The sequence below is a fragment of the Brevibacterium sp. Mu109 genome, from assembly GCF_900169375.1.
GTDB classification, from domain to species: Bacteria; Actinomycetota; Actinomycetes; order Actinomycetales; family Brevibacteriaceae; genus Brevibacterium; species Brevibacterium yomogidense_A.
Genome location: NZ_FXZF01000013.1, coordinates 1 through 14950 on the forward strand (window position 1 = coordinate 1; position 14950 = coordinate 14950).

Genomic DNA, 14950 nt, shown 5'->3' on the forward strand with positions numbered 1-14950 from the left:
TACTCTCGTGCACAGGCTCGTGGTCCTCTGAGATTCGGATGTCTTGACAACACCCATCACAGCAGGACCACGAGCCGTTCTACGTCAACGACGCGACGCTCCCCATCACCACGAACCGGGAAGAGCCAGTTAAAGGAACTACCGAAGAACACCACGAAAAGGGACTTGACCAGTAGGACCGGGCTGCCCACCGCCACAGGTGGGAATATGGCCCTCAGGAATAGGCGCTCAGGAACGGGCACTCCGCGGTTGCGGGGTCAGTGCGCGCTCGGAAAGCGGAGAGTTCCCGCACGCAGCGCCGCGAACCGCTCGGTCAGAACGCCGATCAGCTCCACGAGTCCGGTCCTCTTCGTGAGCCGTTCGACGAAGTAGCCGGCTGAGCGGACAGCGTTCGCACGCTCGATGTCGGCCTCCACCTGCCACCTGTTCGTGCGATGCTGCTCTCCCTCGTACTCGATCGCAGTGCGGATGTCCTCGTAGAGAAGATCCGGCGTCAGGTGACGCCGCAGCTCCGCGATCCACACCGCTCGGCCCACAGCCGGTTCGGGAAAGCCCCAGTCGACGAGGTCGAGCCGGATCTCCGACTCTCGCGGCGGTCCGACACCCGGCCGAGCCCTCGCCCGTGCGTTGCGCAGCTTCCGTGCACCGCGTCTCCCCGGGTTCTCCCTCATATGCCGGTCGATCTGCTCCAGCGCGACCGGTGAGCCTCTCCACGGACCGATGAGGGCGTCGATCGCGACCACGAGGTCGCGTTCAGCCAGGAGCGGGGCCAGCTGCATCACTGTCTGGAGGTGGCCGGTCACCTCCACCCCGCCGGTCGTGACCGACGGCTCGGTGAGCGAACCGCGATGGCCGTGGGCGCCTCGGGCCTGGACTGCGTTCAGGACATGGATCGGCGCGTGTCTGCCGCGGAGGTGGGACGGCAGTGGGATCCCGAGGAGTTCCGCCGCAGACGTATGCGATCCGATGGCGTCGGGCCGCAGTGTCTGCAGCGCGGCCAGCCGGGACCGGACGGCGAACCATTGCGGCTCTGCCCAGCCCGGGTGCTCCACCGTCTCCGTTGTCCGCGATGACAGTCGGACACCGTAGTGGGGCGCCCGCATGCTGTCCCCCGCCAGCGCTTGAGCCCGGGTGAGGCCGGCACCGCTGGGGTCGTCGACCCCGAAGACCAGCGGCACCTCGGACTTCTCAGTCGTCTTCCGCGTATATGAGGGAAGGTCGGGGTCGTGCGGATCCGTCCCGGCCGTCACGATCGGCACCCGCGCCGCGTGGTCGGCGAACGTCGGAGCGCTGCGGCGGGTGCGGGGCCTGCGTTGCTTCGGCATGGCCACAGTCTGCGGTGCTTCCTGTGCGGCCTGGGACGGGACAGGATTCCTGTGGATGACGGTGAAGCTGGGATCATTCCTGTGGATGACGGTGAAGCTGGGATCCGGAACTGTGACCTGCAGTCGACGGCAATCCGGGGACGGGCACCCGCACCCACCGGCACGGCGTCGAGTGAGTGCAAACCGGCCCCTGATCAGGCGTGAGTGGACCAGGTTGTACTCACTCGGCGCCGGGGGTGTGTGAGAGGGCGCTCCAGACGACTCATGTGAGGACACGAGGAGCCAGACCCGTCAGGATCTGGCTCCTCGTGTCCTCACTCGGCGCGAATAAGGGTGAAGATGTCAGGGGGAGAAGGACCGCGTCGCCGTCAGTCGCGGACGGGGCCGACCGTCCACTTCGGCAGATCCTGGCCCGTCCAGGCAGGCGGGACGTCCTCACCGGACTCCTCGTCGATCTCCGCATCCTCAGCGGTCGGGTGGATGCGCCCCTGCGCGTGGTGCACCGGCGAGTAGATCGAGTACAGGCGCAGCGGCTCCGATCCCGTGTTGATCACGTCGTGCCACACACCCGCCGGCACCTGGATCGACCAGTCATCCGAGACGTCCTGCTGGAAGTTCAGCTGATCCTCCGCGGGCCCCATGACGCAGCGTCCCTCACCGGCCTCGATGCGGAGGAACTGATCATTCTCGTCGTGCACCTCGAGACCGATCGACTCCCCCACGGGGATCGACATGAGCGTGACCTGCATGTGGCGGCCCGTCCACACGACCGTGCGGTAGTTCTCGTTCTCGACGGTCGCCTCTTCGATGTTGAAGGCGTTGGGGTTGGGGCCGTTGTCGATGATGTCCATAGAGTGCATTCCTCCCTGTCGATACGTCCGATACGTCGGGGCGCCGGAACCGATTCCGGAGGCCGGACGACAGTCCTCGTATGTGAGAACCTTAGCCGTCCGAACCGCGCGCCGACAGGGAGGGACGCCTATCCTCAGACCGCGGTGTCCCTAACCTCACACTGCGGTGTCGAGCCCCTTCTCCCGCAGCCGTTCGCGCTGGCTGGGATTGGCGGAGGGGCGGAACGGCATCGCGACGACCTCGGCCGCCACCGGCACCCCGGGCTCGTCGGCGTACTCGTCCGGGAGCCACACCCACAGCTCGGTGCCCAGCGCGGTGTCGCGCAGCGGCACGTAGCCCATCGCGATGTTGTTCTCGAGCTCCGGCGAGTACCAGGGCGAGGTCACGTATCCGATCGGCTCGCCGTGCTGCTGCTCGCTGATCAGCCAGAAGTCAGGCGCGTAGTCGTCGATCGGCCGGCCTCCCAGCTTCAGTCCCACCAGCTGCAGCGAGTACGGCGGCCGCCCGTCCTCGATCTCATTCCGCGCGGCCTCGAGCGCTTCCTTCCCGATGTACTCCCCTGCCTTCTTCCGCGGGACCTGGTAGGCGAGGTTCACCTGGAACGGGAGGGTCTCCGCATCCATGTCCTGGCCCCACGACAGGATGCCCGCCGCGATCCTGCGGTGGTGCGCCGGCGCCACGACCCGCAGACGGTGCGCCGCGCCCACCTCGAGGATCGCGCTCCACAGAGTCTCCGCGTTGAGAGTGGAGTCCTGCAGATAGATCTCATAGCCCTTCTCTCCGGAGAACCCGGTCTGGGAGATGATCACCTCACAGCCGCGGATCGTCGCCGCCATGAGCCCGTAGCTGGGAATCTCCGCGACCGCGTCGCCCACGAGGTCGATCATGAGGGCGAGCGACTTCGGCCCCTGGATCTGCACCGGCGAGACATCGATCTCCGCTATGTCGACGTCGAACCTCCACCCGACGTTCACGCCCTGCAGCCAGAGCATGAGGTCGGAGTCCGACAGGCTGAACCAGAACTCGTCCTCCGCCACCCGCAGCAGGACGGGGTCGTTGAGGATGCCGCCCGCCTCGTTGCAGAGGATCACGTACCGGGCCCGCATGACCGGGATCTTCGTGGCGTCGCGCGTGATCACCCGGTCGACGAACGACTCCGCGTCCGGGCCCGTGACCCGGATCTGCCGTTCGACGGCGACGTTCCAGAGCGTCACGTCGTTCACGAGTGAGTCGTACTCGACCATCATCCCGCCCTCGTCGGGACGGACGTAGCCGCGCGGGTGGTACATCCGGTTGTAGACGGAGGCGCGCCAGCAGCCGTGCTGCATCGACAGGGCCCAGTACGGAGACTTCCGCACACGGGTGTCGATGAGCATCTCCACGGGAGTCGGCCCTGACTGCCGGAGATTGATGGGAACCAGCCGGTCGCGCTGGTCGATGGACGGGACGTTGAAGTTCATGGCATCCTCCTCAGTGAGTTCTGCCCTCCGGGAGTTCTGTCCCACATCCCGGGCTTATATCATAGAGTTCTGGACTACCTGCGGACAAGAGACTGTTCCCGCACGACGAACCGCAGGTTTCCAGCATGGACAGGACCCACGGGTCCGCGGCGACAATGGGATCCCCGGTGAAGGGAGAATCCGATGACCGGCGACACGAGCACCATCGCCCGCCTCCTCCGCACGGCGCGGCTGGAAGTCCTGCCCACCGATTCGATCACCGCCGAGGTTCGGGCCCACGCACCGCAGCACCGCACCGTCACGATCACCGCGTCGGAGAGCCTGGGGCTCGACGCGACCCTCGCCGTCGCCTGCGCACTCCGCGCCGACGGCCGTCGAGTGGTCCCCCACCTCGCCGCACGCATGGTGTCGGGCCGCTCGCACCTCGAGGACATCGTCGACCGCCTGCACGCAGCCGGCGTCGACGCCGTGTTCGTCCCCGGCGGCGACGCGACCCCGGGGCCGGGCGCCTACACGTCCTCACTCGCACTGCTGCGCGACCTCGAGCAGATGGACCACCCGTTCCGCGACATCGGCGTCGCCGCCTATCCGGAGTCGCATCCGACCATCCCCGACGCCGAGGTCGTCCGGGCTCTGGCGGACAAGCATCCGTTCGCGACGGAGATGGTGAGCAACCTCTGCTTCGACCCGGACGCGCTCAGTGCATGGATCCGCTCTGCACGGGATCGGGGGACCGCCCTGCCCCTCTGGCTGGGCGTCCCCGGCCGCGTGGACGCCGCCCGCCTGGCGAGGGTGGGGGCGCGCATCGGGGTGGGCCAGTCGCTGCGGTTCCTCAAGGGGAAGCTCGGGACGATCACGCGTCTCGTCACCCCCGGCGGCGTCGACACGCACCGTCTGCTCACCCGGATGAGCGGCACGCTGGACGATCCGACGTCACGGATCGCGGGGCTCCACCTCTACACGTTCAACCAGGTGGAGCTAACGGAGGCGTGGCTGCACGACACCGGCGGCTGACAGCGCGGCCGAGGCCCCGCACGAACCTGAGACCGCCTCGCGGCCGAGGCCCGCGACTCACTCCCCGACTCACTCCCCGCGAGCGGGAAGCTTCGCCAGACCGCGCGACAGCAGATCCGCCTCACGGACCAGGAGACGACCGAACTCCTCGATGCGCTCCGTCATCCGCACCGCCGGCCCGGAGATGCCGATCGCCGCGAGCACGGCCCCGCCCTGCCCGCGCACCGGTGCCGCGACCGCGTCGAGTCCCAGCTCGAAGTCACCGTGCGTGATCGCGAAGCCGCGGGTCCGGATGAGCGCGGCGTCCTCCACGACGCTGGCCTCTGACAGCACCACCCCGTCAGAGCAGCGGGTCAGCGATCCCTTCGGCAGCTCCAGCGGACCGAACGCGCTCAGCACCATCCCCAGCGCGGAGCAGTGGATCGGCACATCGATGTCGACCCAGTTCGCGGCACCCAGCACGTAGGTCGAATCGACCTGAGCCACGTGGACCACGCGCCCCCCGCTGGGCAGACCCAGGTTGACCGTCTCCCCCGTCTTCTCCCCGATCCGCTCGAGGGTGGGGGTCGCGGCGGCGGCGAGCGCCTCGGTCCTGTCGAAGCGCGCGGCGTACGCGGCGAACAGAGCGCCGCCCCGGTAGGCACCGTCCGGCATCCGCTCGAGCAGCCCGTTGTCATGCAGCGAGGCGAGCAGGCGCGACACCGTCGAGCGCGCCATGCCGGAATGCTCGACGACATCCGTGAAGGACACCGGCGCCGGGGCATTGATGACGAACATCAGGAGCGCGGCGGCCCTGTCGATCGATTGCGTGCCCTGGCCCATCGGTTCCTTCCACCTTGTCCTCTGTGGACTGGACCACAATCATACGACCGACGCCGAGGTGCCGGACCCCTCGGAGGGGTCCGGCACCTCGGCGTCGGTCGCTGTACCGGTCATCGCGCCGGGCTGGGAGGCGATGCCTCCGTCAGCCGGCGACGGGACTCACGCGGCGAACGGGTAGGGCATCCGCGCCGCCCGGTCGACCATGAACCGCTGGTAGGCCTCCACGGTGAAGGAGTCCGGCAGCTCGTCGCCCAGCGCACCCCAGCGCAGCAGCTCCGCGGATTCGCAGAAACGGTCCAGCGGATTGCGCGAGGTGATCGCGAGCTCCTCCGCCACGTACCGGTCCACGAGCACCGTCGTGAGCACGCGGCCGTTGTCCATCTTCACGCCGCGGCGGATCCACTGCCAGATCTGCGCACGGGAGATCTCCACGCTGGACACGTCCTCCACCAGGTGGTCGACCTTGAGCGCGCCCTTCCCCGACAGCCACGCGTCGAGGTAGGCGATGCACGCGCGGATGTTGGTGCGCACGCCGTCCTCGCTCACGTGCTCGCGGAGGTCCTCCGGCGTGGGCAGACCGTCGCGGGACAGGAGGTCGGCCGACGTGATGCGTCCGTTCTCACCGGTTCCGTTCGTCGCGGGGATCCGCTCGATCTGGTGGTCGGCATCCCCCAGCACCGCGTCGAACGCCTCGCGCGCCACGGGGATGAGGTTCGGGTGCGCGACCCAGGTGCCGTCGAAGCCCTGCGCGGCCTCGCGCTCCTTGTCCTCGCGCACGCCCTGCTGCGCGACCGCGGTCAGCTCCGGGTCCTCGCGGTCGGGGAACGCCGTCGCCATGCCGCCCAGCGCGTGGATGCCGCGGCGATGGCTCACATCGATGATGCGCTGCGCGTAGCTCTCGAGGAACGGCAGCTCCATCGTGATCTCCTTGCGGTCGGGCAGGAGGAAGGAGCGGTCGTGGCGGAACGCCTTCGTCATCGAGAAGATGTAGTCCCAGCGACCCGCGTGCAGGCCCGCGCAGTGCTCGCGCAGCTCCCACACTATCTCCTCCATCTCGATCGCCGCACTCAGCGTCTCGATGAGGACCGTCGCACGCAGCGTGCCCGGCTCCAGGCCCAGGAGCTCCTGCGCCCGGAGGAACAGGCGGTTCCACCAGCGCGCCTCCGCGGCGCTCTCCACCTTCGGGATGCAGAAGTAGATGCCGCTGCCGCGGGCCGCCAGCTCCTCCGCGTTGTGGAAGAAGTACAGCGCGAAGTCCACGAGCGAGGCCGCCGCCGAGGTCTCCGATCCGTTCCGGTCGACGTACCGCAGGTGCGCCTCCGGCATGTGGAGACCGCGGGGCCGCACGACGATCGTCGGCTGCCGGGCTCCCGCGCGCCGACTCGCCCGCTGCTCGTAGTACTTGCCCACGCGCGTCACGTGCTTGAGCCGGCTGCGCACTGCTGCGCGCAGGTTCACCTGGCCGAGCACCACGTTCGACCACGTGGGTGACATGGCGTCCTCGAAGTCCGCCAGCCACGAATCGGCGTCGGAGTTGAGTGCGTTCACCGCCGTGCGGCCGTCCGGCGCGCCCGTGATCTCCACGCGGCGGCGGGACAGACCCGATGCTCCGGCGTGGCCGATCGCGCGCCAGTCAGCGTCCTCACGGATGTGGCGGGTGTCCTCGCGGTGGCTGGGCAGATCGCCGCGGGCGATCGCGTCGTTGCGCGGGCCGCGCTCGGTGAGCAGCCGGCGGCGCTCCGTGAGGAACTCCGCGTGCAGCGTCGCCAGGAAGTCGAGCGCCTCGTGGGTGAGGACCGTGTCGTACGTGGGCTCCATGGGGCCGGCGACGACCATGCGGCCGCCGGCGGTCCGAGCGGACGGGGACGGGTGCAGCTCCTGTGCGGAGGAGGTCGAGAGGGTGGACATGGCTGCTCCTGAACGAGTCATGTGGCGAAGTGTGGCGAGTGGGCGGACCGCTGTGGGCGGGCCGTGGCGAGCGAGGCCGGGTACGGCGGTTGAAGAAATCGGCCGCCCCAGCGCAGGGAAACCCCAGAAACCCTGCACCGGAACGGCCGATCCGCTTCCTCCGAGGCCGCCGGCCGGCTCAGCCGGCGGCGTCGGAATGGTGAGGTCCACGAGCGTGGTGGCCGGGACCTCGGCTGCGGGCTCAGCTGCTGAACTGAGCGGCTTCGGTCGAATCCTCGAGCGCGGTGGTCGTGGAATCGGGATTGATGGCGGTCGAGACGAGGTCGAAGTAGCCGGTGCCGGACTCGCGCTGGTGGCGCGTCGCGGTGTAGCCGCGCTCCTCCGCCGCGAACTCCTTCTCCTGCAGCTCGACGTACGACGCCATCTGGTTGCGGGCGTAGCCGTGGGCCAGGTCGAACATCGAGTAGTTCAGGGCGTGGAAGCCAGCCAGCGTGATGAACTGGAACTTGTAGCCCATCGCACCGAGCTCGCGCTGGAACTTGGCGATCGTCGCGTCGTCCAGGTGCTTCTTCCAGTTGAACGACGGCGAGCAGTTGTACGCCAGCATCTGGTCCGGGTACTCCGCGTGGACGGCGTCGGCGAACTTCTTCGCGACCTCGAGGTCCGGAGTGGAGGTCTCCATCCAGAGCAGATCCGAGTACGGAGCGAACGCCAGCGCACGGTCGATGCAGGGCTCGATGCCGTTGCGGACCTTGTAGAAGCCCTCCGCCGTGCGCTCACCGGTGACGTACTTCCGGTCGCGCTCGTCGATGTCCGACGTCATGAGGGTCGCGGCCTCGGCATCCGTGCGGGCGATGACGAGCGTGTTGACGTTCTCGACGTCCGCCGCCAGGCGAGCCGTGTTGAGGGTGCGGACGTGCTGTCCGGTCGGGATGAGCACCTTGCCGCCCAGGTGGCCGCACTTCTTCTCGGAGCCGAGCTGGTCCTCGAAGTGGACGCCCGCAGCACCCGAGTTGATCATGCCGCGCATGAGCTCGTAGACGTTGGCGGTGCCGCCGAAGCCGGCCTCGGCATCCGCGACGATGGGGGCGAACCAGTCGTCCACCTTCATGTCGCCCTCGGAGCGCTCGACCTGGTCGGCGCGCATCAGCGCGTTGTTGATGCGGCGGACGACGGCCGGAACCGAGTTCGCCGGGTAGATCGACTGGTCCGGGTAGGTCTGGCCCGCGAGGTTCGCGTCGGCCGCCACCTGCCAGCCGGAGAGGTAGATCGCCTTGAGGCCGGCCTTGACCTGCTGCACGGCCTGGTTGCCGGTGAGGGCACCCAGCGAATTGACGAAGTCCTCGGTGTGGAGGAGGTCCCACAGGCGGTCCGCGCCGTGACGAGCGAGCGTGTGCTCCTCGATGAGCGAGCCGCGCAGCTTGACGACGTCCTCCGCGGTGTAGTCGCGAGCGACGCCCGCCCAGCGGGGGTTGGTCGCCCAATCGCTCTGGATGGCCTGTGCGTCGTGGATGTTCTGCTGCGTCATCGTCGCTCTCCTTCAGGGGTTCTGTACTGCGTCTGTGCTGCGTTGTGACATCCAGTCTTCCGGAGCGGAACCCGTTGGACGAGACTTTTTCACGTGAAGTTCTGCCGGATTTCTGCTGGAGTGAAGAAGTTGCGTTCTTTCGCAAACCCGTCTGTTCTGTCAGAGTGGTCACATGGTGATCACCTCACGCGTGAAGCGCGCGACAGACCACTCCGACGACAGCGGGCCGGGGCCCTCAGCCGATGCCCTGAGCATCGGTCGTCGGATCCGCCACTATCGGACGGCGGCGGGACTGACGCTGGGCCAGCTGGGCGAGCGGATCGATCGCGCGCCGTCGCAGATATCCGTCCTGGAGAACGGGAAGCGCGAGCCCGGCCTGGGGCAGCTGCGGGACCTCGCGGCCGCACTGGGCGTCACGACCGACGACCTGCTCGACCCGTCCCCCGTCGACGCGCGGCAGGCGCTGGAGCTCGAGGTGGAACGGAACCAGATGTCGCCGCTCTACAGCTCGCTGCACCTCCCCGCAGTGAAGGTGAAGTCGCTGCCGCAGGACGCGCTCGAGGCGATCGCCGGCCTCCAGCGCCAGCTCACGACCATGGTGCGGCGGCGCGCGGCCACTCCGGAGGAGGCCCGCCGGGTCAACCGCGCACTGCGGGAGCAGATGCGCCAGCAGGGCAACCACTTCCCGGAGCTGGAGAAGGTGGCGGGCGAGGTGCTCGCGCGGATCGGCTACGACGGCGGGCCGCTGTCGCAGCGCCAGACCGCTGCGGTGGCCGACCACCTGGGGTACTCGCTGCACTACGTGTCCGATCTGCCCTCGTCCACCCGGGCGGTCGCGGACACGGAGAACAGGCGCCTCTACCTCTCCCACGAGGACGTGACGGGACACGATCCGCGGTCCCATCTGCTCACGGCGCTGGCGTCGCACATCCTGGGCCATTCCGCCCCTGCGGACTACGAGGAGTTCCTCACCCAGCGGGTCGAGGCGAACTACCTGTCAGCCGCGGTCATGCTGCCCGAATCGGAGGCTGTGCCGCTGCTGCAGCGAGCGAAGAAGAACCGGTCGATTTCTGTGGAAGAGCTCCGTGACGTGTTCGGAGTCTCGTATGAGACCGCCGCGCACCGATTCACGAACCTCGCGACGGCCCACCTGGGGCTGCCCGTGCACTTCATGAAGGTCCATTCTTCTGGAACCGTCCATAAGGCGTACTCGAACGACGGACTCCCGTTCCCCACGGATCCGCTGGGAGCGATCGAGGGGCAGTACGCGTGCAAGCGCTTCACCTCACGGACCGTGCACCGGGTCGCGGACCGGTTCAGCCCCTACTTCCAGTACACGGACACCCCGGGCGGGACCTTCTGGTGCACCGCGCGCGTGCTGCCCGGCGGGGACTTCTCCGTGAGCGTCGGGGTGCCGTTCGCCCACGTGGGGTGGTTCGAGGGCCGCGAGACGACGAAGCGCTCCGCCTCGCGCTGCCCCGATCCGTCGTGCTGCCGGGAGGCGCCGGATGAGTTGGCGAAGAAGTGGGAGCACGCGAGCTGGCCGTCGGCCCGCACCCACGCGTCGCTCCTGGCCGCCGTCCCGCCGGGCATCTTCCCCGGCGTGGACACCACCGAGGTCTACACCTTCCTGGAGCGCGACGAGCCCGACGAGGAGTGAGCCAGACGACGCCCGCTGGCAGCTCGCCTCAGCGGACGATCGTGAGGTCGATGCCCTTGCGCTCGGGCAGGCGCCACGCGGCCCACAGTGCGAGCGCCGCGGCGAACGCGATGAAGAGGTTCGAGGCCCACGGGACGCCCTGGCTGACAGCCAGCTCGTTCACATACGGGGTGGTCCCGCCGAACACGGCCGTCGCCAGTGAGTAGGCGAAGCCGATCTTCGCCGTGCGGCTGGAGGTGGGGAACGTCTCCGCCATGACGCTGGCCAGCAGGGCCGCGCCCGCGGACAGCAGGAACAGTGCGATCGAGGTGGAGGCGAACAGCGTCCAGGGACGGGCATCGATGAAGCCCATGAGGGGGAACACCGTGACGATGGTGCCGACGGTGAAGACGTACAGCACGGGCTTCCGACCCCACCGGTCGGACACCGCACCCCAGAAGGGAAGCGAGGCGAGCCCGACGACCAGCGCGGCGACGAGCGCCCAGTACGCACCGCTCGGGCTCATCCCCTCCTGTGTCTGCGCGTAGGTCGAGACGTAGGACGTCCACGTGTAGTTGCTCGCTGCGACACCGGAGACCAGGAAGAAGATCAGCACGATCGACAGCGCGGGACTCAGCGGCTTGAGGGTGTCTGCGGAGAACGAGTCCTCCCCCAGCCCATCGCGAACGGCGACGCGGTCGGCCTGCTGGTCCGCAGGAACGGCCTCGGCGGCGGAGGCCGCGGCCGCGGGGTCCGCGGCGGCCGGGTCCTCGTCGTCCGTGCCCTCCTGGAAGACCTGCGATTCGACCATGCCGATGCGCAGCCATAGCGCGACGACGGCCAGCACCGCTCCCAGCAGGAACGGGATGCGCCAGCCCCACGCCTGCACCTGCGGCTCGGAGAGTGCGCCCGTGATGACGCCTCCCAGCACGAACGCGAGGAACGCGCCGCCGAAGATCGTCATGAAGACGGCGGATCCCCAGAGCCCGCGCTTGTGCGCCGGCGCGATCTCCGCGATGTAGGAGTTCGCGGTCGCGGACTCACCGCCGTGGGCGAAGCCCTGGATGATGCGGGCCAGCAGCAGGAGGAGCGAGGCGGCGAGCCCGATCGATTCGAACGTCGGCAGCAGACCGATCGCCACGGACGCACCGGCCATCATGAGCATCGTCGTGACGAGGACGAACCGGCGGCCGCGGCGATCCGCGATGCGTCCGAACACGATGCCGCCCAGGGGTCGGAAGAGGAATCCGATCGCGAAGACGCCGAACGTGGCCAGCAGACCCGACACCGCATCGTCGGGATTGAAGAGGGCGAGTGCGATGAACGGCGCGAAGACCGCATAGGCGCTCCACTCGTACCACTCGAGGAGCTGGCCGACGATGCTCGCGATGAACGACTTCCGCTGGCGTCGCCGTCCGATGCGGGCGAGCTGGGCCTCCTCCGGAGTCGCCGCGACCGCGGTCTGCGCAGGTGTGGTCATGGTCGCGTCCTCCATCGGGTGCGTGCGGGGGCAGGCTCGGGTCACCTCTGGCCGGTCGCCTCTGGCCGGTTGGCCGTGGCCGTTTGGCTGTGACCAGCTGGCTGTGACCAGCTGGCTGTGGCCGGTGGGCTCTGCCCGGCCGACTCTGGCTTGATCGTGAGAAGGCATGGGGTGCCCCTGCCGGCTCAGGTGTTCGTGTGAAGCCTGCCGCTCTCGCACCTCCTCGATGACCGCAGCCGTCATCTCGAGTCACAGAGCGTCACACTCGGACGCACAGGCGCGCGCTGGCGTTGCGAGTGAGGCACGCCTTACCCTGGCGGAGGACTCTTCGTGTCCCACACCTCACTCTGCCCCTCAGGAGGCACCCCACCCATGGCACCTCGCTCCGCTTACCGCCCCTTCGCCGTCACCCTGGCCCGTCGGACACGGCTGAGCGACAACTTCTTCCGCCTCACCTTCACCGGTCCCGCACTGGACGAGTTCGCGGACACCTGCCTCGACCAGCGCATCAAGCTGGTGTTCGGCACGGACGCGCAGCTCGACGAGGCCGCCGCGACCGACGACTGGGCGACCTGGTGGCGCGAGCAGCCGAACGAATCCCGCCCTGTCATGCGCACCTACACGGCCCGGTACGTCCGTCGCGACGCCCGCGAGGTCGACGTCGACTTCGTCACGCACGGCTCCGAAGGCCCCGCCAGCCGCTTCGCGCTCAACGCCGAGCCCGGTGCTCCCCTCGTCATCGTCGGCGCGTATGCCGACCACCCGGAGGCGGACACGCAGGGCCTCGCCTGGCGTCGCGACGGCGCCCCCTCCGTCCTGCTGGTGGGCGACGAGACCGCGCAGCCCGCGATCGCGAACATCCTCCGCAGCCTGCCGGCCCACGTCACCGGCGCCGCCTTCGTCGAGGTCCCTTCCCCCGGCGATGCGATGGAGATGGACACCGCCGCCGAGGTCGCCGTCACCTACCTGCCCCGCTCCCGCTCCGATGTGCGCGGCTCCCTCCTCAGCGCAGCCGTCTTCGCCTGGGCCGACGAGCGGACGGGTGAGCAGGCCGACGGTTCGGCGACCGGCCCCTCGACGACGGGCACCTCGGCGACCGGCACCTCGGCGACCGGCACCGTCTCCGACGACGAGGACGCGACGACCACGGAGACCGGCATCCTCTGGGAGGAGGGTGCATCGGGTTCGGGTCTGCGGGTGTGGGTCGCCGCGGATGCGCAGACCGTCCGCGAGCTGCGACGCGGACTGCTGCGGGAGCGGGGCTTTGACCGGAAGTCCTGCTCGTTCATGGGGTACTGGAAGCAGGGTTCGCGCGAGGGCGAATGAATCTCCCGCCGGTCGAGATTCGAAAGGTACCCTGTTGTTGCCGAACAGCAACAGCAGACACCAGATGCGCACACCGATCCGCGCCTCGGGACTGTCACCGCTGGAAGCATGAAGGTGTACACAGACACAGTCACAGCGCCACGAGGAGATCACGATGCGCACAACCACACTCATGCGGGCCGCAGTCGCCACCGGCGGATTCGCCGCACTCATGACACTGTCCGCCTGCGATGGGATCACCATCAACTTCGGCGAGGAAGAGGGCCAGGAGCCCACCACGAGTGAGCCCGCCGCAGATCCGGACGCCGGCACCACCGAGACCCAGCCCGCGGGCGACACGGCTGGCGGAGACACGAGTGGTGGAGACAGCGCGGGCGGCGATACGGCCGGCACGGACACCTCGGGCGGGAGCGCTGACGGAGGAGACACGACCGGCGGGGACGGTTCCGGCTCGGACACCTCCGGCGGGGATTCCGGCGACGACACATCGAAGCAGGACGCAGGCTTCACCCTCGACGAGCATGGCAGCGGGGAGATCCCCGAGGCAGTCCTCGAAGAGGACATCAAGCAGGCCTACTCGGACCAGGGCACCACGGTGGACTCGGTCGACTGCTCCAACCGAATGCTCGTGAACAACAAGCAGGGCTCGCAGACCTGCGACGTGACCGTGGGCGGCAAGGAGTACTACGGCGTCGTCAAGGTGACAGACGTCGTCGGCCAGAACGTCTACTACGAGCTCGAGTTCGCCGGCATCGACTTCTGAGTCGCCGGACGGCCGGGTCGACGTCTCGGACGGCCGATCCGCTTCCGTGCACGAGCAGTGCACACTCCACTCATCGAGGAGATCTCCATGCAACCGATCCGCACACGTGCGGCCCGCGCACTCACCGTGGCCGCCGGAACCGCGCTCGCACTGTCGCTCGGGGCCTGCGGCCTGCTGGGCGGCGACCAGGGCGACGAAGAGGCCCCACCGACAGAGACCCCGGAGGCTGCGCAGTCGGCCGACGCGGGAGGCGGCCCCGAGGGCATCTCGTCCGAAGGGGACGGACTGACGGTTCCCGGCGAGGGCTCATCCACTAAGAGCGCTGAGGGCAGCTCCGAAGGCGACCCTGAAGGCGACTCCGCGGACGATGAGTCAGGGGACGAATCGGGCGAAGGCTCCGACAACGGTCGGGAAGGCGTGGGCCCGGAGGACGGCGAACCGCGGACGGCATCTCTCGCGGGCGACGACTCGATCGAGATCGACGAGGACGGAAACGGGGTCGTGCCGAAGGAAGCGCTCGCCATCGACATCGAGGACCTGTTCGTCAACAAGTACGACATCCCCGTCGAAGAGGTCACCTGCAGCGACGACATGAAGATCGTCGCCGAACGCGGGTCGCAGAACTGCGAGATCGTCACGGCGGATCGGACGTACTTCGGCACGACCGCGATCGTGGGCTTCGACGGAGAGATGGTCGAGTACGAGCTCTACTTCCCCGGTCTCGACGAGGATGCGCTGGACCTCGCGGACGACTGAGTGCACGAGCACGAGGCGCCGACGTCGATGACGTCGGCGCCTCTGCTGTGTGCGGCGGCTGCGTGTGGTGCCGCTGT

General features: G+C 68.7%; 12 protein-coding genes. 5 read left to right on the forward strand and 7 right to left on the reverse strand.

The window, feature by feature from the left end; all coding sequences use genetic code 11:
* Positions 1–257: 257 nt before the first annotated feature.
* The 3 genes from BSP109_RS09270 to BSP109_RS09280 all read right to left on the reverse strand — a co-directional run bounded on the left by BSP109_RS09270 (position 258) and on the right by BSP109_RS09280 (position 3637).
* Positions 258–1325, reverse strand: coding sequence for a hypothetical protein (locus BSP109_RS09270; protein WP_101600164.1), 1068 nt, complete (start codon positions 1323–1325; stop codon positions 258–260).
* Between the two features lie 368 nt (positions 1326–1693).
* On the reverse strand, positions 1694–2176 hold the full coding sequence (locus tag BSP109_RS09275) for a cupin domain-containing protein (RefSeq protein ID WP_087003231.1): 483 nt from the start codon (positions 2174–2176) through the stop codon (positions 1694–1696).
* Positions 2177–2332: 156 nt separating this feature from the next.
* Entirely contained in the window at positions 2333–3637 is a 1305-nt protein-coding gene (locus BSP109_RS09280; RefSeq protein WP_101600166.1) for a glycine cleavage T C-terminal barrel domain-containing protein, read from the reverse strand.
* 183 nt (positions 3638–3820) lie between these two features.
* On the opposite strand from BSP109_RS09280, the gene BSP109_RS09285 reads away from it, so the two are divergent.
* The gene (locus tag BSP109_RS09285; RefSeq protein WP_101600168.1) at positions 3821–4651 is read left to right on the forward strand and encodes a methylenetetrahydrofolate reductase; all 831 of its coding nucleotides are present in this window, start codon (positions 3821–3823) and stop codon (positions 4649–4651) included.
* Positions 4652–4720: 69 nt separating this feature from the next.
* Here BSP109_RS09285 and BSP109_RS09290 read toward each other — a convergent pair whose 3' ends face one another.
* The 3 genes from BSP109_RS09290 to aceA form a co-directional block, all read right to left on the reverse strand.
* Complete coding sequence (locus tag BSP109_RS09290) at positions 4721–5473, reverse strand: IclR family transcriptional regulator (RefSeq protein WP_087003241.1); 753 nt, start codon at positions 5471–5473, stop codon at positions 4721–4723.
* Between the two features lie 159 nt (positions 5474–5632).
* Complete coding sequence (locus BSP109_RS09300) at positions 5633–7381, reverse strand: malate synthase (protein WP_257944630.1); 1749 nt, start codon at positions 7379–7381, stop codon at positions 5633–5635.
* Positions 7382–7622: 241 nt separating this feature from the next.
* The gene (aceA, locus tag BSP109_RS09305; protein ID WP_101600173.1) at positions 7623–8909 is read right to left on the reverse strand and encodes an isocitrate lyase; all 1287 of its coding nucleotides are present in this window, start codon (positions 8907–8909) and stop codon (positions 7623–7625) included.
* Between the two features lie 172 nt (positions 8910–9081).
* Between aceA and BSP109_RS09310 the strand changes: the two genes are divergently transcribed.
* Positions 9082–10569, forward strand: coding sequence for a helix-turn-helix transcriptional regulator (locus tag BSP109_RS09310; protein ID WP_101600175.1), 1488 nt, complete (start codon positions 9082–9084; stop codon positions 10567–10569).
* A 28-nt stretch (positions 10570–10597) separates the two neighbouring features.
* Here the strand turns inward: BSP109_RS09310 and BSP109_RS09315 are convergent, their stop codons facing one another.
* Positions 10598–12028, reverse strand: coding sequence for an MFS transporter (locus tag BSP109_RS09315; RefSeq protein ID WP_101600301.1), 1431 nt, complete (start codon positions 12026–12028; stop codon positions 10598–10600).
* A 372-nt stretch (positions 12029–12400) separates the two neighbouring features.
* On the opposite strand from BSP109_RS09315, the gene BSP109_RS09320 reads away from it, so the two are divergent.
* The 3 genes from BSP109_RS09320 (at position 12401) to BSP109_RS09330 (ending at position 14873) form a co-directional block, all read left to right on the forward strand.
* Positions 12401–13354 carry a siderophore-interacting protein gene (locus BSP109_RS09320; protein WP_101600177.1) on the forward strand — a complete coding sequence of 318 codons (954 nt, stop codon included), beginning with the start codon at positions 12401–12403 and terminating at the stop codon, positions 13352–13354.
* 154 nt (positions 13355–13508) lie between these two features.
* Positions 13509–14117 carry a DUF4333 domain-containing protein gene (locus BSP109_RS09325; RefSeq protein WP_101600179.1) on the forward strand — a complete coding sequence of 203 codons (609 nt, stop codon included), beginning with the start codon at positions 13509–13511 and terminating at the stop codon, positions 14115–14117.
* An 87-nt stretch (positions 14118–14204) separates the two neighbouring features.
* A complete protein-coding gene (locus BSP109_RS09330) occupies positions 14205–14873 on the forward strand; it encodes a hypothetical protein (protein ID WP_143275773.1) in 669 nt (222 codons plus the stop codon).
* Positions 14874–14950: the final 77 nt, after the last annotated feature.